19 protein-coding genes are annotated in these 21,835 nt (G+C 51.7%); 9 read left to right on the top strand and 10 right to left on the bottom strand.

The genetic code is table 11. From position 1 onward, the window contains the following. Positions 1 to 45: 45 nt before the first annotated feature. Together ACFQ88_RS27155 and ACFQ88_RS27150 are read right to left on the bottom strand one after the other, a co-directional pair. Positions 46 to 309, bottom strand: coding sequence for a hypothetical protein (locus ACFQ88_RS27155; protein WP_239630637.1), 264 nt, complete (start codon positions 307 to 309; stop codon positions 46 to 48). A gap of 80 nt (positions 310 to 389) precedes the next feature. After that, a complete protein-coding gene (locus ACFQ88_RS27150) occupies positions 390 to 2,153 on the bottom strand; it encodes a methyl-accepting chemotaxis protein (RefSeq protein ID WP_379459004.1) in 1,764 nt (587 codons plus the stop codon). A 467-nt stretch (positions 2,154 to 2,620) separates the two neighbouring features. Here ACFQ88_RS27150 and ACFQ88_RS27145 point away from each other — a divergent pair, with 467 nt between their 5' ends. Next, a complete protein-coding gene (locus ACFQ88_RS27145; RefSeq protein ID WP_379459002.1) occupies positions 2,621 to 4,189 on the top strand; it encodes a methyl-accepting chemotaxis protein in 1,569 nt (522 codons plus the stop codon). A 10-nt stretch (positions 4,190 to 4,199) separates the two neighbouring features. Further along, positions 4,200 to 4,643 (top strand): chemotaxis protein CheW, encoded by a 444-nt coding sequence (locus ACFQ88_RS27140; RefSeq protein WP_379459000.1) that lies wholly within the window; start codon positions 4,200 to 4,202, stop codon positions 4,641 to 4,643. Between the two features lie 71 nt (positions 4,644 to 4,714). Here ACFQ88_RS27140 and ACFQ88_RS27135 read toward each other — a convergent pair whose 3' ends face one another. Further along, a complete protein-coding gene (locus ACFQ88_RS27135) occupies positions 4,715 to 5,029 on the bottom strand; it encodes a hypothetical protein (protein ID WP_379458998.1) in 315 nt (104 codons plus the stop codon). A 139-nt stretch (positions 5,030 to 5,168) separates the two neighbouring features. Here ACFQ88_RS27135 and ACFQ88_RS27130 point away from each other — a divergent pair, with 139 nt between their 5' ends. Then, the gene (locus ACFQ88_RS27130; RefSeq protein ID WP_379458996.1) at positions 5,169 to 6,125 is read left to right on the top strand and encodes a helix-turn-helix transcriptional regulator; all 957 of its coding nucleotides are present in this window, start codon (positions 5,169 to 5,171) and stop codon (positions 6,123 to 6,125) included. 2 nt (positions 6,126 to 6,127) lie between these two features. Continuing rightward, positions 6,128 to 6,403, top strand: coding sequence for a TfoX/Sxy family protein (locus ACFQ88_RS27125; RefSeq protein ID WP_239630631.1), 276 nt, complete (start codon positions 6,128 to 6,130; stop codon positions 6,401 to 6,403). A 143-nt stretch (positions 6,404 to 6,546) separates the two neighbouring features. Here ACFQ88_RS27125 and ACFQ88_RS27120 read toward each other — a convergent pair whose 3' ends face one another. Further along, positions 6,547 to 6,939, bottom strand: coding sequence for a winged helix-turn-helix transcriptional regulator (locus tag ACFQ88_RS27120; RefSeq protein ID WP_379458994.1), 393 nt, complete (start codon positions 6,937 to 6,939; stop codon positions 6,547 to 6,549). Positions 6,940 to 7,080: 141 nt separating this feature from the next. On the opposite strand from ACFQ88_RS27120, the gene ACFQ88_RS27115 reads away from it, so the two are divergent. Beyond that, the gene (locus tag ACFQ88_RS27115) at positions 7,081 to 8,328 is read left to right on the top strand and encodes an MFS transporter (protein WP_379458992.1); all 1,248 of its coding nucleotides are present in this window, start codon (positions 7,081 to 7,083) and stop codon (positions 8,326 to 8,328) included. A 144-nt stretch (positions 8,329 to 8,472) separates the two neighbouring features. Further along, positions 8,473 to 9,315: an aldo/keto reductase gene (locus ACFQ88_RS27110; protein ID WP_379458990.1), complete on the top strand. Its 843-nt coding sequence runs from the start codon at positions 8,473 to 8,475 to the stop codon at positions 9,313 to 9,315. 58 nt (positions 9,316 to 9,373) lie between these two features. Here ACFQ88_RS27110 and ACFQ88_RS27105 read toward each other — a convergent pair whose 3' ends face one another. After that, positions 9,374 to 9,850 carry a MarR family winged helix-turn-helix transcriptional regulator gene (locus ACFQ88_RS27105; protein ID WP_379458988.1) on the bottom strand — a complete coding sequence of 159 codons (477 nt, stop codon included), beginning with the start codon at positions 9,848 to 9,850 and terminating at the stop codon, positions 9,374 to 9,376. Between the two features lie 225 nt (positions 9,851 to 10,075). On the opposite strand from ACFQ88_RS27105, the gene ACFQ88_RS27100 reads away from it, so the two are divergent. After that, on the top strand, positions 10,076 to 10,387 hold the full coding sequence (locus ACFQ88_RS27100; RefSeq protein WP_379458986.1) for a putative quinol monooxygenase: 312 nt from the start codon (positions 10,076 to 10,078) through the stop codon (positions 10,385 to 10,387). Positions 10,388 to 10,494: 107 nt separating this feature from the next. Here the strand turns inward: ACFQ88_RS27100 and ACFQ88_RS27095 are convergent, their stop codons facing one another. From ACFQ88_RS27095 to ACFQ88_RS27080, 4 genes are all read right to left on the bottom strand, one after another. Next, positions 10,495 to 10,860 carry a DUF4180 domain-containing protein gene (locus ACFQ88_RS27095; RefSeq protein WP_239630625.1) on the bottom strand — a complete coding sequence of 122 codons (366 nt, stop codon included), beginning with the start codon at positions 10,858 to 10,860 and terminating at the stop codon, positions 10,495 to 10,497. Positions 10,861 to 10,907: 47 nt separating this feature from the next. Next, on the bottom strand, positions 10,908 to 11,219 hold the full coding sequence (locus tag ACFQ88_RS27090) for a hypothetical protein (RefSeq protein ID WP_239630624.1): 312 nt from the start codon (positions 11,217 to 11,219) through the stop codon (positions 10,908 to 10,910). Continuing rightward, positions 11,216 to 11,782 (bottom strand): hypothetical protein, encoded by a 567-nt coding sequence (locus tag ACFQ88_RS27085; RefSeq protein ID WP_379458983.1) that lies wholly within the window; start codon positions 11,780 to 11,782, stop codon positions 11,216 to 11,218. The genes ACFQ88_RS27090 and ACFQ88_RS27085 overlap by 4 nt, the downstream gene beginning before the upstream one ends. 173 nt (positions 11,783 to 11,955) lie before the next feature. After that, complete coding sequence (locus tag ACFQ88_RS27080; protein WP_239635614.1) at positions 11,956 to 12,543, bottom strand: TMEM175 family protein; 588 nt, start codon at positions 12,541 to 12,543, stop codon at positions 11,956 to 11,958. 306 nt (positions 12,544 to 12,849) lie between these two features. On the opposite strand from ACFQ88_RS27080, the gene ACFQ88_RS27075 reads away from it, so the two are divergent. Beyond that, complete coding sequence (locus ACFQ88_RS27075) at positions 12,850 to 15,141, top strand: glycosyl hydrolase family 95 catalytic domain-containing protein (RefSeq protein ID WP_379458981.1); 2,292 nt, start codon at positions 12,850 to 12,852, stop codon at positions 15,139 to 15,141. A 62-nt stretch (positions 15,142 to 15,203) separates the two neighbouring features. On the opposite strand, the gene ACFQ88_RS27070 is transcribed toward ACFQ88_RS27075, so the two are convergent. Next, positions 15,204 to 16,169 carry an aldo/keto reductase gene (locus ACFQ88_RS27070; protein WP_379458979.1) on the bottom strand — a complete coding sequence of 322 codons (966 nt, stop codon included), beginning with the start codon at positions 16,167 to 16,169 and terminating at the stop codon, positions 15,204 to 15,206. A 305-nt stretch (positions 16,170 to 16,474) separates the two neighbouring features. Here ACFQ88_RS27070 and ACFQ88_RS27065 point away from each other — a divergent pair, with 305 nt between their 5' ends. After that, positions 16,475 to 21,802, top strand: coding sequence for an S-layer homology domain-containing protein (locus ACFQ88_RS27065; protein ID WP_379458977.1), 5,328 nt, complete (start codon positions 16,475 to 16,477; stop codon positions 21,800 to 21,802). Positions 21,803 to 21,835: the final 33 nt, after the last annotated feature.

The following is a 21,835-nucleotide window of genomic DNA, read 5'->3' as shown; positions in this document are numbered from 1 at the left end:
CTCCATGAGCCCGGGGATTTTCTATATCAGCTTGCTATCGACCGTTTAATCTTCGTAGGTTACGAAGCCTTTTTTGATCAAATAATCCATTTCCGCCTCGAGAATCGAATCTACGGTAAGCTCGTTCAGCTTGACGTCCGGACGGCGCAAAATGTAATCGATAATGTCGTCGATATCGACATCATCGGATTTGGCATTGTTAAGATAGGCTTGCTCGTGCTTCAATACCAATTGGATGTGCTTGACGTCCGCCTTCGTTTTGTCGGCAATGTATTGAACAAGCTCCTGCTCGTTTAATTGTTCGCTCATTAAGGTTCAACTCCTTGTCTTGATCTCCAAACGACATTGTAACATATCGCACCGATGGATACCTAGACCGTTCAGACGAATTATACCTTCACCTGCTTGACTGCCTCCCGCATATCGTGGGTCATGCCGCTAAGCGTCTCGGCGGAAGCCGCAATCGTCCGTACCGCATTCAGCTGGATGTCCGTCAGCTCCAAAATTTGCTTCGTTTGCTCGGACGAATCTTTGGCGATATCCGCGATGCCGATGACCGAGGTGGCGACCTCCTCCGATCCGGCGGACATCTGCTCCGTAGCTGCCGAAATATCCTGGATTTGCTCGGAAACGAAGCGGAACTTGTCCACGACGCTCGCGAGAGCTTGCTCCGCATCGTCCGCCAGCACGGTCCCCGTCTTCACTTCTTTGGAGCTTGTCTCCATAGCCTGACTGATTTGCAGCGATTCCTGCTGAATATGATGAAGCAGCGTAGAGATGACTTGCGCCGAACCGGCTGCATCATCCGCCAGCTTCCTTACTTCCCCCGCCACTACGGCGAACCCGGCCCCGTGCTCCCCTGCCCGGGCAGCTTCGATAGAAGCGTTAAGTGCCAGCAGCTTCGTCTGATTCGCGATCTCCGATATCGCGCCTAGAGCCCCTTCGATCTCCTGTGAATACCCATTCAGAGCGGCAACGCGCTTGACCGCTTCCTCGGCTGCCACGGAGATGGTATGAATCTGCTCATTCATTCGCTGCAGCGTATGTCTTCCGCTCTCGGCATCCTCCAGAGCTTGCTGCGAGGCGTCGGAGACAGTCAAGGACGCTTCGGATATGCGCTGGATGGCCGCCGTAATTTCTTCCATGGAACGGCCGCTCTCCACCGTGCTGACGCTCTGGGTGTATGCACCGTCGGCCACCCGGCTTACGGCGGCGTTGACCCGGGTATTCATCTCCAGCACATGGCGCGCTTCTACGGAGAACCGGTCCGATGACGCCACGAGCTGCTCGGATGTCTGGGCGATGTTCGATACGATCCTGCCTATGATGGCGTTCAGGCTGACAGACATTTGCACCATCGCCTCATGGACGGCGCCGATCTCGTCCTTGGACTTAACGGGATGGTCCTGCAGCAGCTTGTTCGCTTGCGCCAGCTCGCCGTCCGCGATATGCCGGGCTCCGGATACGATCCAGCGGAGCGGACTCAACGCACGGACAAGCACCCAAGCGACGAACGCAAGACCGGCAGCGGTCATCGCGATCAGCAGCAAATAGAACGGGATATTGCTGCGGATCACACTGGCCGAGATGCTGTCCAAGACGGCGGCATCCGTATCGATGCCGAGGACGCCCAATAGCGTACCGTCCGCACGCTTTAACGGAACATATGAAGAAATGTACTTGCCGTACTGCGGGTTATCGATAATTTCCGAGCTCGTGGCCTGCCCCTTCAGCAGGAGCTGCACCGACTCGGGAGAAATGTCCGTCACTTCATTGATGGGAGACGCCGAGTCCGAGTTTTTCGGCTGGCCGTCTATCATAATCAGCGGCTGGCCGTTCGCGTCGATGCGAACCAAGTACACATACAGAGCGCCAATCTGCGTTCGAAACAGATCCAGCTCTTGCCGGATCGACCAGTACAGGTCGTTTTCCTGCGGATTTTTCATAAACGTCTCCAGCTTCCCCGTATCCAGCTGCTGGGAGTAGCTTCCGGCCATCCTAATGCCGTACGTTGCAATGACGTCCTCCGCCGCCTTCTTGGCGTTGCTTATTTGCAAAAATAAATACCCCGACGACAATACGAGGATAACGCCCATCACTGCGGCAGCAATCTTTACCGCCAAACGCTTCTTGAACCATTCCAACGATTTCATTGATCCCATGCCCCTTCTGTCGCGACCATCCGAAATTGCGCTTCATCGATTTCATTGATTCAATTCGACATTTTCTTCCACTTCCCTTCCTGTCTATCGGACTAATTCACTACTTTTTTTAGCTGGTTTCTTCGGTTAATCCATTAGCACTACGTCTTTACTACAGATTCCTTCGACACGATCCTTGGAAATATTTTCACTTGACCGTTTACACCCTGCAGGTGCGCATGTATAATGAGGTTGCCATAAACAAATTCGACATTTTTTTACAATTTCTCCACAATGCAGCGCAGCCTTAGCCATGCTGGTAATCCCGCTATACTGCCAGATTTCCCTAGGGTTAGCGTTCTTATAGGAGAACCCTTGGCTTAGCCGTTGGTTCTTTTTTTCACACCAGGAGGTGACTTTAAGTACCATAGTCCTGTAACACCAGCTCTCGAAACACATCCAATCGGAGGCGAGTACAGATGAAAATAGCAACCTTGTTAAAAGTCATCGGATCTGTGTTTATTATCGTTTCGGTTTTGTTAGTGGCATGCACTTTCATGCTTCGCAGCAACTATGAGGGTGTTCAGGAAACGTCGGAGCGCAGAGCGGAGCTGAAGCAAATCGGCTTCGATCTGGTTAATGCCTCCGACTATTTAACGAATGAAGCCCGAAAATATGTCCAATTCGGCCAAAAAACGTATTATGACAACTATTGGAGCGAAGTGAACGAGACCAAAACGAGAGACCGTGTCGTTACCCGACTGAAAGAACTGAACACTCCCGAAGCCGAGCTTAGCTTGATTGAGAAAGCCAAGCAGCTGTCCGATACGCTGGTCCAGACGGAGGAAGCCGCCATGGACGCCGTCGCCAAAGGCAATATGGACGAAGCACGCAGGCTCATGTTCGACGATAATTACGAGAAGAACAAAAAAACGATTATGGACCCCATCTACCAATTTCAGGACAAGATGAACGCCAGAGCCGAAAAAGATGCGGAGCAAGCGCAAGCCGCCTTCCACTTTTATCTGGTGACTACAATTGTTCTGATCGTTGTCGTAGCGCTGATTATGCTCGCGTCGGTGTGGCTGCTCATTTACAAGCTGAGGCCGTTGCAAACGGTCGTACATAAATTGAAGGAGCTGTCCAGCAACGAAGGAGATCTTACCTCACGGCTGCCGGATACGAGCAAGGATGAGATCGGCGACCTGTCCCGCTCCTTTAACTTGATGCTGTCGAATTACCAATCGTTCGTGCAAAACATTATGACGTCGGCCCAGCATGTCGCTGCGGCATCGCAGCAAATTTCGGCCGCCACCGAGGAAATTGCCAGCGGCAGCCAGAGCCAGGCTTACTCCGCGCAGCAAATCAATCAGCTGTTCAAGGAATTGAATGACGGTATAGACTCGATCACCAAAAATGCCGAGGAGGCCGCAACCTTATCGGAAAATATGTCCATGGTCGCCCACGAAGGCGGCAATGTGATTAAAGGCTCCATCAAAGGCATTACCGAATTGAAGCAGCAAATCGGCATGCTGGAGAAGGATTCGGATAAAGTCGGGGAAATCATCGAAGTGATAGATGAAATTGCCGAGCAAACCAACCTACTCGCTCTTAACGCCGCCATTGAAGCCGCAAGGGCCGGTGATCAAGGAAGAGGCTTCGCCGTGGTTGCCGACGAGGTCCGCAAGCTGGCGGAGCGCAGCAGTAAGGCCACGAAGGAAATTTCCTCCATTATCAAAGGCATGCAGAGCAATATGAAGGACAGCGTCGGGGCTACGAACGAGGCGGTTATTAATACGGATAAAAGTGGTGCCGCCTTTGAGAACATCATCTCCATGATTCAGCAAGCTTCGTCCAAGATCATGGAAATTGCAGCGGCCATCGAAGAGCAGTCCGCCCAGTCGTCAAGCGTTATGGAGTCGGTGGAGATGATTGCCGCCTCCTGCGAGCAATCGGCTGCCGCATCGCAGGAAACCGCCGGGTCGTCCCAGTCGCTGTCTGTGCTGGCCGAGCAGCTGAACCGATCGGTTGCCGCCTTTAAAGTTTAGGGCGCAGTTTATGATGAAGGAGCCTATCGGTCATAAATTCATCGAGGTTCGTGTCGGCGCCGAGAAATACGCTTTAGCCATTCATTGGATCAAGGAAGTGATACGGGTTCCTGCGATTACGACCCTTCCCGCTTCGCATCCCTACTTTCGGGGCGTCATTCATTTGCGCAACGCGGTGCTTCCGGTATATCTTCTTTCCGTTCTGCTTGGCTCCGATCCTGCGCCTGCCGAACGCTCGGCCCGTATCGTGATCTTACAGCTTGCCGACAGCTGCATAGGAGTAATGGTCGACGAGGTGATCAAGGTGACCGGCACAGCAAACGTACAGCCTCCTCCCGATGCCGGCGGAACCGCAGAGCCTGCACTGTTGTCGGGACTGTATCTCGAGAACGGCGATATTGTCGGTATTCTGGACATTGTCCGGCTCGCCTCTTTACTTGGCATTGAGTCCTGATAAGGTAAAGAGGGCACCCTGTGACGGGTGCCCTCTTTGCTGTTTTCTTCAGGAAACAAGGGTGGCAGCAGTTATCTAATCTTGAATTCAGAAACTTTGTCATAGTAATGCAGCGATACGGTCTCCATATTCAGCAGCCGGAATCCTTCCTTGCATTCGGGCATGCTCATCAGCGTCTTTTCCGCATCCTTGGCAGTCGGAAGATCCTCCCATTGAATCACCTCTACCCAAGTCTCCGCCTCGGAAGAGTAATATACGTCACGGCTAATAAATCCTTTGATTTGCGGCAGTACCCGATTAAGCACATCAACGGCTTTCAAGTACAGCTCCGTATCCGCGGGCGATTGCAGCTTGTAGTGCGTAATCTCTGTGCATGTTTTGTTCATTCTTATCTCTCCTGTTCATTCTCCTCATCGAAGATCATAACTGGCCGGTTGCCCTTCTCATACACAGAATAGCATGGAATGGTGTCAAACCTTGTCACACATGTAGGATAAACTTAGAAAGGAAAGGAGGCGCTATAGAATGAACAAGACCCAGCGTTTGATCGCATTGATTCTGACCCTGAACTCCAGAAAAAAATATACCGTGAAGCAGCTGGCCGAAGAGCTCAACGTTTCACGTAGAACAATGCTCCGCGATTTACAGGAGCTGGGCGAGCTTGGTATTCCCCTTTATTCGGAAATGGGTTCCCATGGAGGCTATCAGGTATTGAAGGAGCGTACACTACCTCCGATTGCATTTACCGAGAACGAAGCTATCGCGCTCTTCTTCGCCTGCCAATCGCTGCAAAATTACCGTCAGCTCCCTTTCGAATCGGAGAGCCGCTCCGCGCTGAACAAATTTTTTAACTATTTACCCCGCGATACGCAGCAGCGGATTTCCGAGCTGCAATCCAAGCTCTTGTTCTGGGTTCCGCCCCATGATTACGATACGCCTTATCTCCGGCAGCTGTTGAACGCCGCATTAGACCGTCAAGCTCTGTCCGTAACGTATGCATCGGAGAACGCATCAAAACAGCGGGACATCCAGCCGATGGGCCTGTACTCCATGAACGGTATCTGGTACTGCCCCTCCATCGATTGCGATACCGGCAAGGTACTGACTCTCCGGGCGGAACGATTCCGCAACGTGGAGCCGAGCCAGCGGACATATCAGCGCGACCGGCTGGATAAGTTAACCGTTAAGGATTTCATTTTGTGGGAGGATGAGACCGAGGAAGCCCTTCCATTGGAGGTTGCCTTAACAGCAAGAGGTGTGCTTAGATGCCGGTCTGACTTATGGTTGTCACAAGGGCTGACGATAGAGGAAGACGGCTCCGGCCATATTGTGAGGCAAATCAGACCCTCGTTCCTGCCGCGGGCAGCCACGTTCTTCCTGTCCTTGAGCAAAGATGCGGTTGTCCAACAGCCCGATGCGCTGCTGCAGCTTATGAAAAGCCATATCGAAGAGCTCCAATCGTTGTATATGAAGGAGAACTGAAATTGAAAAAAACGTTGAATTTAAAAAATATCGGGCCCAAAAGCGAATTCATGTTAAAAGAGATCGGCATTCACAGCTACGATGACCTGAATGCAATGGGCTCGGTCCAAGCATATATAGCCATGCAGGAACACTACCCCGGCCGCTTGACTTTAAATGCACTGTACGCCATGGAAGCCGCTTTGTGGGGAATTCATTGGCTGGAGCTGCCTGTTGAGGTCAAAGAAACATTAAAAGCGGAGCTGTCGAAGGCAGCCAAAGAAACTTCTTCAACATAAACGGAAATACGGCTCCCTGGCCCCTTCTATTACATGATCGTGAACCGCGGCGAGCGCCCGTTCCGGTCATTTTTGCATCTATAGGACAGGTGTTCCCCCTCCGCAAGGCTGCTCCGCGCTGCCAGCAGTCGCGATATCGGCGGTCAGCTCTCATCGTCCTTCTTGTTCAACACGTTGTCTTCCAATACGGCAAACTTGTCTCCGTATTCCCGAATAATGTGTCTCTCTCCCCAGGAGCATAAGGAATCGAGAATCGACTTCAAGCTCCATCCGTATTCGCTCAGCTCATATTCCACTTTCGGAGGCACCTGATTGTAGACGATGCGATTGACGATGCCGTCATCTTCCAGCTCCCGCAGCTGCTGAGTCAGCATTTTTTGCGTAATGCCGGGCATAAGCCGCTTCAGATCGCTCGTCCGTTTCTTCCCATGCGTTAAATGGCACAAGATGACGCACTTCCACTTCCCGCCAATTACCTCCAATGTTGCTTCTACAGAAATATTGTATTTCTTCTTCAAAACCGCCTCTTTCACCATCGCTAGTCCTCCCCTGCTGACTGTATAGGAACTTTTCAGTGCCTATAGTACTTCAAAGTACGTACTGTTCAATTTCATCCTAATAACTGATAATAGCACTTACCGGCCGGATATCACAATATTGCAGCTAGGAGTGAAACCATGTCACTAGAGAGAAACCGAAGTACCTTAGCGTTGCTGGCTTTGGCCGTCAGCGCCTTTGCGATTGGAACAACCGAGTTTATCAGCGTCGGGCTGCTGCCGCTCATTGCTGAAGACCTCCATATATCCGTTACCACTTCCGGACTAACCGTTACTTTATATGCTCTGGGGGTTACATTCGGAGCCCCTGTGTTAACGTCATTGACTTCCGGCATTCCGCGCAAAACGCTATTGCTGTGGATTATGCTGGTATTTATCGCAGGCAATCTGCTCGCCGCGCTTTCCAGCGGGATTGTCCTGCTGCTGGCAGCCCGTGTCATCTCGGCATTGGCACATGGCGTATTTATGTCGATCGGCTCAACGATAGCGGCCGACTTGGTGCCCGAGAATCGGAGGGCGAGCGCCATTTCGATTATGTTCTCCGGGCTTACCGTTGCGACGGTAACCGGGGTACCGATCGGGACCTTCTTGGGTCAACAGCTTGGCTGGCGGGCTGCTTTTATCGGGATCGTGGCCGTCGGGATTATTGCTCTGATCGCCAATTTGATCCTTGTCTCTTCCAATTTGAGCAAGGGAGTGTCGACCCGTCTGAGCGATCAAGTAAAGCTGGTCACTACCGGACGGCTGCTGCTTGCCTTTAGCATCACGGCTTTAGGCTACGGGGGTACCTTCGTCGTCTTTACCTATTTATCCCCGCTGCTGCACGAGATAACCGGCTTTGGCGAAAAAACCGTAGCCATCATCCTGCTCGTCTACGGAATCGCCATAGCGGTCGGCAATGTGATCGGAGGCAAGGCCGCCAATCGTAAGCCCGCTGCAGCGCTATTCTATATGTTCGCGATTCAAGCCGTCGTGCTGCTGGCGCTGACCTTCACCGCACCGTTCAAGACGGCAGGGCTGATCACGATCTTTTTCATGGGATTGTTCGCCTTTATGAACGTGCCAGGCTTACAGGTGTATGTGGTCATGCTCGCCGAACGGTTCGCGCCGAAGGCCAAGGATGTCGCCTCCGCCGTCAATATCGCCGCGTTTAACGCCGGCATTGCGATAGGAGCTTATCTAGGCGGGGTCGTTACCGATTCGATGGGGCTCATTCATACGACGTGGGTAGGCGCCTTGATGGTGTTCGGAGCCGTGCTGTTGACCGGCTGGGCAAGAGCTTTGGAGAAGAAAGACGCCTCCGGACACAGCCCTGCTGCAGCGAACCGGGATGCCCATTCTAATAGCCTAAGCGCACAAAACGGATAATTCATTATCCGCTCGATTGCCTACAGCGGGCGGGTTAACATTTTCTAATCGAATCATAAACAGGTAATGCTAATTTGCATTTATATTTGCTTGCATTTGTATCAACACTACTCATCATACCAACCTATAGGAGGCTATATTCTTATGATTACTCATCTTCAAGACACTGTAACGCTGCATAATGGAATCCAAATGCCGGGTCTGGGGCTCGGCGTGTTCAAAGTAGAAGAAGGACCGACTCTCGTTCAAGCAGTCATTACAGCTATTCAGCACGGGTACCGCAGTATCGATACCGCGGCTATTTATGCCAATGAAGAAAGCGTCGGCGAAGGCATTCGCCAAGCGTTGGCTGCGACCGGACTCAAGCGGGAGGATCTCTTCATTACGTCGAAGGTATGGAACGCCGATCTGGGGTATGAAGCGACATTGGCCGCTTATGAGACGAGCCTGCAAAAATTGGGTCTCGACTATCTCGATCTTTATCTCATACATTGGCCGGTACAGGGCAAATATAAAGAGGCGTGGAGAGCTCTGGAAGCTTTGTATGCACAAGGACGGGTCAAAGCTATCGGGGTAAGCAATTTCCAAATCCATCATCTTCAGGATGTAATGAGCGACGCCACTATCAAGCCTATGGTCAATCAGGTCGAGTTCCACCCGCGCTTAACCCAAAAGGAGCTGCTCCAATTCACGAAGGAGCACGGGATTCAGCTCGAAGCCTGGTCTCCGTTAATGCAGGGCGAGCTGCTCGATACCCCGGAATTGAAGGACTTGGCTGCGAAATATAACAAATCCGTTGCCCAAATCATTCTTCGTTGGGATGTGCAGCACGGCGTCGTGACGATTCCGAAGTCTATTAAAGAGCACCGGATCATCGAAAATGCGGCTCTGTTCGATTTCGAGCTGAGCCAAGACGATATGGACCGGATTGATGCGTTGAACCAAAATCTTCGCGTCGGACCCGATCCGGACAACTTTGACTTTTAATTGACAATGTTGACAAAAAAAGACGCCTTCCTCTGAGCGGGAATGGCGTCTTATTCATTTAATCAGAAGCGGCCGCTGCTTGCACTGAAGCCTCCAGCTGACGCAATATCTCCTTATTGATACGGAGTAGCTCCGTGCGGTCCTCTTCGCTCATAGTGTCCAGGATCGCCGCCATCGCCCGGTACGAATTGGCGTTTTCCATCGACTTCCTCGCTGTGTCTTTCCCCTCCGGCGTTAAGGTCAGCTTAACCTCTCTCCGGTTCTCTTCCGGGATGTCCCGAACGACCAGACCCGATTGAACCAGCCCGTCAATATTGACGCTGACCGTGCTTTTGGGAGACATCAGCCGCTCCGTTAATTCCTTCAAGGTCACATTAGGCGACAGCATCAGTGTATTCAAAATGGCCATCTGCGCCAAGGTAATTCCCAGGGAAGCGGCATTGTGCTGCGACAGCTTGACGGACGCCCTGTTAATATTCCAATACGTTTGCATGATGTCCCTAGCTAGCACATTGTGTTCATTCGAAAAGTCCATCCCTTGACACCTCGTCTTTTGTCCAACTATGAACTGTTCAATAGTGAACTATTTTAAAGACATTATAATAGTTACCCGCTCACTGAGTCAAACCCCGTGCTACTACGTGTTATTGAACACGGATCATTACCATGCTTCTATCAGAGAGATTGTCAGTTGATATTGTCCACCTAGTAAGAGAAAATAATAGTGTTGTATACCAAATGAACGATAAGAGGTGTAGGAATGAGCAAATACGGGATGTACGTGAAGTTTACGGCTCAAGCCGGCCAGCGGGACGCTCTGGCCGCCATTCTGTTAGAGGCGGCTGTTGGCGCACAGACCGATCCGGATTGCGAAGTCTACATAGTCAATGTGTCGGAGACGGAGCCAGATACCATCTGGGTCACCGAGGTATGGAGCCACGAGGAGGCGCATAAGGCTTCCCTGCAGCTGGAGGAAACCAAAGCGGCCATTCAGCGCGCCATGCCGTTAATAGCCGGGGTTGAATCTATCCAGGTAACGCCTATCGGTGGCAAAGGGATACCGCATGCCTAATTCATTGCTCCATTTATTGCACAGGAAAAAACCGGGAGAGCCGCTGCTTCCCCGGTTTTTTGCTTGCCCTGACTGCTCGGCTGAGAGTGCGCTCCCTAGCCTGCTGCCTAATTCACACTATGAAGCGCTTGAAGCGCCGTCGATTCGTCGGGCAAAAAGAACACCTGCTTGCCATGGTTGCTTTCATAAATAAAATCCTTCAAGCTTTTGCTTCCATACATGTCAAAATTGCCGACAATGGCCAGCTTCACATGGTAATTCGTATATTTTTGCAATATTTCGCCTGCCAGCCGGGTACTCAAATCGAAAAACGATTCCGTAATATTCGACTTGTGGAGAAGGATTTTGTAGCAATCCTCGTATTTGAGTGAAGCCATCAGATCGAGCGCGTCTTGAACGTCGTTGATTATGATGTCAGAGCTTGTAACTACGGCTACTTTCGAGTCTCCTTGCTGGTTGATCTGAATTTGCATGTCCTCGCTACCTTTCCGTCGATGGGATAGTGTTTCATTTAGCCAAATTATACCACGGTCACTTCCACTTCTATACTTTTTGCTACAATCTCGAGCGAAGCGCAGTCCAACTCATCCCAATTCGTAAAAATAAATTTGCGGAACGGTTCGCTTTCTTTCATTACGCTAACGGCGTACAGCATCATCCCAATGGGCTTGTTGGAATGAATCATTTGGACATCGCAAAACGTCAGCACAACCAGCTCCCCCTCGTACCCTCTTAAGGAAACGGAGAAATTGTGGTTTTCCCAATGGGTTGAGGTAATGTAGCTGTCGTGCACCCTGTCATCCCCAACATAAGCGATAAATTGATTGTTCATCTCTCCGCCGCTCCCTGCTCTCTCTTAACAAGCGCTGTAGAGAATTGAACGGTATTGCCTTGAATCGTATTTCTGAGTACGTCGCGGAATACAAAGGCGGCTGCGTTATTATAATTTCCGTAAAAATCGGACAGATCGTCATTGTAAAATTGGATGACTTTGGCCTTAAACACAGGGTACACATACGTAATTCCAAAAACGGCGCGGGTAGCGGCGAAGTTGAACAGCCGATTGGTGCGGAAAGCGGTACGGTAGAGCCGGGCGATTTCGCGCGGCTTAAGCGCAGCACGGATAGGCTTTGCTACACTGCCTTGAAAGGTTTTTACTTTGACTTTGACCCGGGTACTCCCGAACGTTTTGTTCAGCACCAGGAGCGTAGCAAGCGCCCGGGCTTTTTGCAGCCCTCGAACTCGAAGCGTAATGATGAAACTGCCGTTCTCCGTAGTGCGCAAAGGTGCTACTCGTACCAACGGATCATTGCCTACGGAATACTTGATTTCATTGTAATACGTGGCCTCGGGCGGAGATAACGCGACCCGGGCCTGCTTTGCGGGGACAGCCATGCCTTGGCTCCTTTCCAATACCAACAGGATTCAAAAAGTGAGAACTCACTATTGAATACCATCCTATTGTGCATAGGACAGGTTGGAAACAGCACCCACCTAGGGGGAGAGCCTTTTTTTGCAGGCTTGTCGTCCGTCTCTTCTTAGTCCTTTGACCCTGTGGAACCGGCGTTCTAGTCTGTCGCTTTCCCTCTCAAGACGCTTTCGATCCGCTTATCCGGCATGAACCAGATCACAGCCATCAGCACGAAGAAAAAGCACGCTACCCACGGGCTGATGTAAGCCGCCACGACGGCGAGTAAATAGAGCAGCGGTGAAGCCTTGCCTTTGATATCCTTGCCCATCGCCGCCACGATAGCGGAATCGGAAGGATGCTGCTTAAGAATGGCCTTTTGCAGCAGCCGGTATGCAATCGCCGCTAGCAGCAGTACAATCCCATACAGAGCAGTCGGCGTGGAGGCGAAATTGCTCTCTCCCATCCAAGCCGTTGTGAAAGGTACGAGCGAGAGCCAGAATAGCAGCAGCATGTTCAGCCACATCAGCTTTCCATTCATCACATGAACAGTATGGAGCAGATGGTGATGGTTATTCCAGTAGATCCCGACATAAATAAAACTGAAGACGTAGCTGATAATCTTGGGGACAAGACCTAATAACGAGCTCCAGTCATGACCTTCAGGCACTTGAAACTCCAGTACCATGATGGTAATGATGATAGCCAGTACGCCGTCGCTGAATGCTTCCATTCGGTTTGTTTTCATCATTTCACTCTTTTCTTTTCGCATGGATTTCCCCTCTGGCCGTCGATTCGGCGTTGCGGTAAGGGACTGCTGAGTGGTTTCGACATCAAGGAAACCAATTCCTTTTTATTCTGTTGAAGCGACATAGTCCTAATCACTCTATATGGGCGCGGAGGCCGAAATTCAGGCTGCTATTTTTTGGTAAATTTACGACAAAGCCAAAGGAATTGTTCAAATACAGGAAGGGCCAAACTCGTTAGAATAGCAAAGAAGAACGGAACAACCCCAATTAATGAACAAACAGTCCATGATGAGGTGAGAAAACCAATGCTAACTTCTAAGAAACAAGCTCTGAGCGAATGGGAAGAGCTGTCCGGTATTTTGTCAGGGATTACGGGCCGTTACACGTCTCCGCCGCCGATTGAGACCGTTATAACCAACGGTTACACTTCCGGTCAGCTGCTGGCAAACGGCGATCTGTCCATAACTTCCGACGGAAGGGACGGAACGCAAACGTACTATATAGCCAAGTCCGACTTCTGGGCCCCGTCAAGCCAGAAGCTGACGTTTGGATCCGTGTCCGTCAAAGGGCCGAACTCCGGTACCGAAGCACAGCCGGACCCCGATTATTTGCAGGAGCAGGATATTTTGAACGCCGAAGTCCGATCGACTATGCGAATCGAAGGCGAGCTCGTTCATATGCGGACATGGCTAGCGGCATCGGAGAACCTGCTCGTGACCGAGCTCCGGACAAATCCGAATGCCCGAGCCATCCCGATCCAGGTGGAATTGGCCGTACCCGATAATCCCGGCTACCCTTACCAAAGCGGCACCGAAGACGGCATCATCTGGGTTACAAGAACGAGCGCCCCAAGTCCGGAGGATCACGCCTGGTTCTCCTTGGCCGCTGCGGCTGCGCGAGTTGTCGGTGCGGACGCGGTACCGTCCGTCCCTGTGCCCGGCTCGAGCTTCGCCCGCTTCGAATTCGAGCTTACGCCAGGCCAGCCGGTACAGGTGTACACAGTCATCCAAGGCGATGGCAGACCTTATGAGCAAATCAGACACGATATTCCGCACTACCTGAACTCCGTCAAGCAGCGCGTAGAGCAGCTGATTGCAGAAGATGTCGCTCAGCTTCATCAGGAGCATTTGGACTGGTGGAAAGAATTTTGGCTGAAGTCCTACGTGAAGCTGAATGACGAGGTGCTGGAGAAGTACTATTATGGGGCGCTTTATGCGCTAGGAGCTGCGGTACGGGAAAGCTTCCTTCCGCCGGGCGCCTACTCCTCGTGGAACAATAACGATACTACGGGCCCACTATACGGCTCCGGCTATTACTTGAACTTTAACTACGAAGCCGCCTTTTACGGCGTATTCAGCGGCAACCGTCCGGAGCTGGCGAATGCTTACTATCCGCCGATTATGGCGGAAATTCCTTTCCAGCGAAACGCGACGGCTAAGGCAGGCTACAAGGGCGTCTCCTTCTGCCGGTCGTTCCGGCCGATGCGTATTTACAACCGTCCTCCCGAGCCGTTGGACATCGCAGATACGAAAGACTACAGCAAGCTTCCAGCCGACCAGAAGACTAACGGCACGTTTGCCGCGCTGCCCTTCCTGTGGCGCTACCAGTACATGTACGACGTCGATTTCTTCCGCAGCGTCACCTACCCGTTTCTGAAGGAGCTGGCCGAATTCTGGATGGACTATTTGGAAAAAGGCGAGGACGGCTATTACGATGTACTGCACACCGGGGTGAACGAAGGCGGCGACGATATCAATCCTACTTATGACTTGGGCTTGATCCGCTCGTTATTCCAGGCTTTGATCAAGGGAAGCCGGGACTTGCAGGTCGATGCCGATCTGATTCCTGTATGGCAGGAAGTACTCGACCATCTAACGCCGTATCCTAGAGGCGAAATGGACGGCAAGGAAGTGTTCTTGCTGGCCGAAGAAATTCACAACCATATCAAGGGCAATGCTCTGATCAACAAAAGCGACCAGCCGATCATGCTGGAGGGAGTGGTGCATCCGAGCGACAATCTGGCGATCGGATCGGATCCGGAGCTGCTGCAGGTGGCGAGGAATACCCTGGAGTACATTAATCCGTTCGAACCCGGGGTACGGGGCTCGTCGCTCAACGGCTTCCCCAAGACGTTCACTATCGCCGCCAGAGTAGGCTGGGATCCGGAGGATTTGATCGGCAAGTTCAAGACCGTCATCAACCACTTATGGCGGGAAAACCTGACGGTCCGCCAGTCCGGCGGCGGGCTGGAGACATCCGGCTCCATCGAGACGATCCATTCGATGTTCCTGCAGACGAACGACGATACTCTGCGCGTGTTCCCTAACTGGCCGCAAGCCCGTGACGCCAAATTCGTCCGGCTTCGCGCCAAAGGAGCTTTCGTCTTGTCCAGCGAGCTGAAGGACGGCCGGGTCACGCACGTACAATTGACGAGCGACAAGGGCCGTCTGCTGAGGCTGGTCAACCCTTGGGGACAGCAGCCGATTCGCGTCGTGGGCGAAGATGGAGCTCCTGTCGAGCATACTATCGAGGACGGAGTTATCCTCTTATCGACGTCGGCAGGCGCGACCTACACCTTTACAGCTGATTCGAAGTAAGCTTCTATGTAAAAGCAAAAACACCGGCGAAGTTAACCGCCGGTGTCTTTTTTATCATGCGTTTATTTAAATCGGTTAGCCTCAGGATCCTCCGTATCGAATCCAACGGCTTCAATTGCGGTCCACAGCTCGGAAGGAATCGGGAAGCTCGCAAGCTCTAATGTCTGGGTGACTCGTTCCGGCTTGGTCATGCCGACAACCGTACTGGTGACACGCGGGTCACGCATAGAGAATTGAAGTGCCGCTGCAGCCAGTGGCACATTGTATTGCTGGCAAATTTCCGCATACGCTCTTGCACGCTCGATGATCAACGGCGGCGCTTCACTGTAAGCGTAGCGGGAGTATGCATCCGGACCTTTGGCCAACATGCCGCTGTTATAAGGAGCTGCATTGATTACTGCAACGCCCAAACGATTGGCGACATCCAGCAAAGGATCAGCGGATCGATTGAGCAGCGTATAGCGGTTATGGGTCTCAACGGCGCTGAACTCTCCCGTTTCTACGTACTGAATGAGCATGTCGATAGGACCGCCGGACATGCCGATGTGCTCGATGACTCCTTGATCCTTGAAGCTTTTCAAAACCTCCAGCGGACCACCCGGACCCATAACATTTTCAAAAGTTGTATGCTCCGGATCATGAATGTACACATATTGCAGGCGGTCTAGTCCTAGACGTTCAAGACTTCCTTCGATGGAGCGCTTGATCTGCTCACCGCTGAAGTCGCCGGTCTTCAGGCAGCGGTCCGCTTTGGTAGCAAGCACGAAGCCCTCAGGCAGTCCGCCGTTTTCTTTGATAACCTTGCCGATACGACGCTCGCTCTCACCATCGCCATAAGCGGCAGCTGTATCAAGGAAGTTGATCGAGCTTGCAAACGTAGCACGAACCGTTGCCAGCGCATTTTCTTCCGGAGCGCTATAGTTAAAGGTTTCAGGCATATCGCCGAGTGGAGCACCGCCAATGCAAAGCGGCGAGACTAACAGGCCGGTCTTGCCAAGCGGCCGATGGGACAGCAAAGAGTTAGACATGGAGTGATCCTCGCTTTCTTTTTTGGGAAAAGTGTATTGCTCGCTAAGTAACAAAAAATTGCCTAATTGCTTTCCTGCTTTGCTACTTTAATAGACTATTATATTTTACAATACTATTTCCTACTTTTGTTAGTAGTATTTTCGAAAAGTGGGACATTTTTTGTACCCGCCCGATCCTATCATGCCGTGGGTTTTTTTTCCTAATTTTAGAGGTTTTTCGAGCTTAATCGCGAATCTATAGTACTTTCAGCATGTTATTACTAGCAGTATCAGAATACATTTAGTTTGGATGAGGAGCGACAAGAATGAACAAGAAACGAGTTTCCATGGTGCTGGTGATGGTACTGCTCGTATCGCTGCTTTCGGGCTCACTATTGCCTGCTCGAGATGCGGCTGCAGCCGACATATGGATCCCCATCAGCACCCCGGGTGAGCTCAGTGCTATGAGCAGCAATCTATCGGGGAACTATATGCTCATGCAGGATATTGACCTAGCGGATTTCGACAACGGCGATCACCAAGGATGGGATCCGATAGGCGTCTATTTATCCGATCCGTTTAAAGGAAAATTCGACGGCAATGGGCATACGATCCGAAATCTGACCATAAACAGGCCTGACCAAAATTACGTCGGATTGTTCGGGTATGCTGACGGAGCTATGATTTCGAATTTACGTTTGGACAATGCGATGATCAGTGGACATTCTTATGTTGGAGGGATTGCCGGACAAATGACGGCATCCACTCTCTCGAATTCTTCCGTACAAGGGACCATTACAGGAAACAGATCTACTGGTGGTTTGGTAGGCTACAGCGGCCAAAACACACTAGCGGATAACTATGCGGAAGGAACGATGCTTCTCGGTTCATCTCCTGGGGGAAACTTCGGCGGACTCGTTGGATATAGTACAGGCAACGGAATTGCCGGCACCGTTTCTCGATCGTATTCGACCGCTACAGTCCCCTCAGGTCCGGCCTCCGGCGGTCTGATCGGCTTCAATGGTAACACTGCGATTTTATCATCTTATTGGGATACTCAGACAAGCGGGAAGAGCGACTCTGCCGGCGGGACAGGCAAGACCACTGCCGAGATGAAGCGTAAAGCGACCTATGCGGAATGGGATTTTACCACGACCTGGGGGATCATCGAAGAGAGCACCTACCCGCTGCACCGCAACGACTATTTGAATGTCGCGTTAGCCTCACTCACGGTTAAAGATGCAGGCGATAACTCTACTCTGCCTTTAGACCGTGCTTTTGCCAGCGATTATGGTGTCTACTCCTTACAGGTCGTCAACAAAACCGGTCAGATCGTCGTTGCCGGTACTCCGGTAACAGGGACCTCCTCCGTATCGGTTGACGGGGGCGCCGACTCGAAGACCCTTACGCTTTCCACGGGTAAAAATGAATTTCAAATTAAAGTTACAGCGACAGACGGATCGTACGCTGAGTACAAGTTAACGGTTTATCGCGATGCCGGTACGAACCAGTATCCGCACCGCATCACAACGGCCACTCAGTTGTCCAAAATTGGCGATCCCGCCGAAGGCTACGGTATGAGCCAAGTGTACAGGCTGGATGCCGACTTGGATCTATCCTCTTTCATCTCAGGAACGGGATGGTCGCCGATCGGCACCAGCTCCAACCCTTTCGCGGGAGTTTTGGACGGCAATGATCATACGGTTTCACATATGACCGTTAATGCACCAATGTCAGATCATGTCGGATTATTCGGCTATGCGAACGGAGCAACGTTGAAAAACATTGCCCTGATCGACGCCCATATAACGGGGAACGAGAAGGTTGGCGGATTAATTGGAGCCGCAGAAAACGTCAACGTCAGCGCAACTGCAGTACAAGGAGCCGTACACGGCAGCAAGCATGCGGGAGGCTTGGTCGGCAGCGGAGACAATATGACCGTGAGCGGTGCAGCAATGCAAGGAGCCGTATACGGCAATGAAAACGTCGGCGGACTGATCGGTGAACTGTTGCAATCGGGATCCTCGGTTAGCGAGTCGTACTCAGCTGCTTTGGTTTCCGGCGACATCCTCACAGGCGGTTTGATCGGATTCAACAACGGAGGAGACGTCTCCAATTCATTCTGGGATACGGATAGCAGCCGCCAATCCAATTCAAACGGAGGAACCGGGAAAACGACGAGTCAAATGATGACAAAGGCTACGTATACCGGCGCAGGCTGGCTGTTCGGCAGCGGCCATCGCTGGGGCATCATTGACGGCACAACTTACCCGATGCCGAATACCGCCTTAGACAGTGTCTCGCTTAACGGTTTGACGGTAACCGCACCAGGTGCATCGGTTTCGATGGGCAGCTTCGATAAAAACAACGGCATCTATTCGGCAGCGCTCAGTACGCCTGTAGCCAGAGCTACGGTAGCAGCCACAGCTGCTGCCACAGGCGCAACCGTCACGGTGAACGAATCGGCCGGCAGCAACATCGCTCTTACGCTTGGAAATAATCCGGTTGACATAAGGGTTAAATCACCCGACGGCTTATGGCAGGGCCTCTACCGCTTAACGATCATCGTGCCTACACCGCAGCCGAAGTCGGTTCAATTACCGGCCAACGGATTTTACGGTATCGGTCAGCAGCTGGATTTTACCGTTACCTATGATAAGCCTGTTGATGTTGCAGGAACGCCGACGATTCCGCTATATGTGGGGACAACAGTTAAAGCTGCCCAATATATCGGCAAGCCGCCCGGTGAGCCGGCTAAGCTGTTATTCCGCTACACGGTACAAGCCGGCGACAAGGACATGGATGGTATCGCTTTAGGAAGCGAGATTACTACAGCAGCTCCTGCAGCGATTACAGCACTTGGCTCTAACGTTCCGCTAACTTTATCCGGCATAATCCCTTCTACGAGCAACATATTGATTAACGGCGTTGTCCCGTCGATAGTCCTGACACCTTCGACAACAGCGCCAACGAATGGACCTGTAACGATTTCCGTAACGTCGGACGGAACGATCCTTAAATGGGCTGCCGGCACCCACGCTGCTTCCTATTTTACCAGTGCAGGCACGGCAATCGCTTCCGGCGGGTCCTTCCTGGCATCGAGTAACGGCAGCTATACCGTCTATGCCAAGGATGACGTAGGAAACGCAACGGTTCAAATCATTACCGTTTCCAATATCATCACGCAAAATCCAGCTATTCTACTTGATTACAGTCCGAAGAGACTTGTCCATTCCGGTGTAAATGTCTCCGTAAACGCATCGGTTTATGAGGAGGATAAAGGCAATACGTTGGCCGTCTTGAAATGGGCTAATGGCATTAGAACTGTTAGCGATTTCGCCAATCCCGCATTCGGAACGGATGTGTTGGACTCAAGAAGCTTTCATGTGATTCATAACGGGACTTACACTGTTTATGCAGCCGATGCAGCAGGGAATTCCAAAGTCGAATCGATTACTATCAGCAACATCGTCACACAGCTCCCAGCCCTAACGTTGGACTATAGTCCGAAGGGTCTTGTCCATTCCGGTGTTGATGTCTCCGTGACCGCATCGGTCTATGATGGAGGGACCGGCAATACGTTGGCCGCCCTGAAGTGGGCGCCTGGTCAGCTTACTGCAAGCAGCTTCACGGATCCTTCGTTCGGGACGGATCTGTTGGGGTCAAGAAGCTTTCATGCGGCTCAAAACGGCATCTACACCGTTTACGCAGCCGATGCGGCAGGCAATTCGAAGGTTGAAACGATTACTGTCAGCAACATCGTCACGCAGCTCCCAGCCCTAACGTTGGACTATAATCCGAAGAGTCATGTCAAATCCGGTGTAGATGTCTCCGTGACCGCATCGGTCTATGATGCAGGGACCGGCAATACGTTGGCCGCCCTGAAGTGGGCGCCTGGTCAGCTTACTGCAAGCAGTTTTGCGGATCCTTCGTTCGGGACGGATGTGTTGGATTCAAGAAGCTTTCATGTGACTCAAAACGGTATCTACACCGTTTACGCAGCCGATACGGCAGGCAATTCGAAGGTCGAAACGATTACTGTCAGCAACATCGTCACGCAGCTTCCGGCCCTAACGTTGGATTATAGTCCGAAAAGTCTTGTCCATTCCGGTGTTGATGTCTCCGTAAACGCATCGGTCTATGATGCAGGGACCGGCAATACGTTAGCCGCCCTGAAGTGGGCGCCTGGTCAGCTTACTGCAAGCAGCTTCGCGGATCCTTCGTTCGGTACGGATGTGTTGGATTCAAGAAGCTTTCATGTGGCTCAAAACGGTATCTACACCGTTTACGCAGCTGATACGGCAGGCAATTCGAAGGTCGAAACGATTACTGTCAGCAACATCGTCACGCAGCTCCCGATCCTTACTCTGGATTACAGTCCGAAAGATTCAGATCAACCTAGCGTCGATGTAACCGTGTCGGCGTCGGTATACAATGCAGATGCCGGTAATACGTTAACGGCCTTAAAATGGGCGCCTGGTCAGCTTACTGCAAGCAGCTTCGCGGATCCTTCATTCGGGACGGATCTGTTGGGGTCAAGAAGCTTTCATGTCACAAAGAACGGAGCCTACACAGTCTTTGCGGCCGATTCGGCTGGTAATCAACAAGTCGAATTTATCGAGATTACGAATATTTTGAATCCAACAACACCTGTCGATACGACTCCAACAACGAATCGGAGGAATCCTTCGAGTCAGAGTCAGTATGGTATAGTTCCTGGCCAAGCCTACACCCTTACAATCGATGGAATTACGCTGCAGATCCCTGTGGGTGCTATCACAGAGCCGATGAATATTACTATGAGGAACGCGACGAGCGAAGCACTTCAACTGCTCGGACCTGATCAGAAGCTGCTGAGCGATGCCTTTGCTATAACAAAAGATGTATCCGGTAAGTTTGCCATTCCGGTTACACTTAAAGTGCAATGGACAAGTAACCAATTAGGTGCTAATCAACGGCCAGCGATATTCTATTATGATGAAACGGTCCAGCAATGGGTAGAAATTGAGAGCAAGCCCGATGGCAGTGTCGTCATAGGGCAAACCGATCACTTTACTTTGTTTGCCGTCATGCCTGTTCATCTGGCAGTGGAGACGCAGCAGGAAAAAACCTTCTCGGATATCGCCGGCCACTGGGCGGAGGCAGAAATCCGGGAAAGTGCTGCACTGGGCTGGATCGATGGCTATCCGGACGGCACATTCCTTCCAGACAAACCGATTTCCAGGGCGGAATTCGCGGTCATGCTTAACAATGTATTGCATTTGCCGGCTGGTTGGGAACTGCCTTTCGCGGATAAGTCAGACATTCCCGGATGGGCTTCCCCAGCAATAGCGAGCGCTGTCCGAGCCGGTATCGTAAACGGATATTCAGACCGTACCTTCCAGCCGGATGTACGAATCGTTCGCGCGGAAGCAGCGGTTATGATCGCCAAAGCCGCAGGACTGAAGGCTGAACAAGCTGCAAAGCCAACTTTCTCGGATGACGCCTCCATTGCCGTTTGGGCAAAAGCCTATATCGAGGCTGCGTATAGAGCGAAGCTCATTCAAGGCCAATCGGGCAACTTATTCAACCCGCAAGCTCCCGCAACACGGGCAGAAGCAGTAGTTCTGCTCAAGCGGCTGACTGCCCATCTTCACCCTCAGGCAGACAGGTAATTTCTTATTCGGAGAAGCCTGCGTTGATGAGAA

The sequence above is a fragment of the Paenibacillus sp. NPDC056579 genome, from assembly GCF_042793215.1.
Taxonomy (GTDB): Bacteria; Bacillota; Bacilli; order Paenibacillales; family NBRC-103111; genus Paenibacillus_S.
This window is presented reverse-complemented; position numbering and strand designations above follow the sequence as displayed.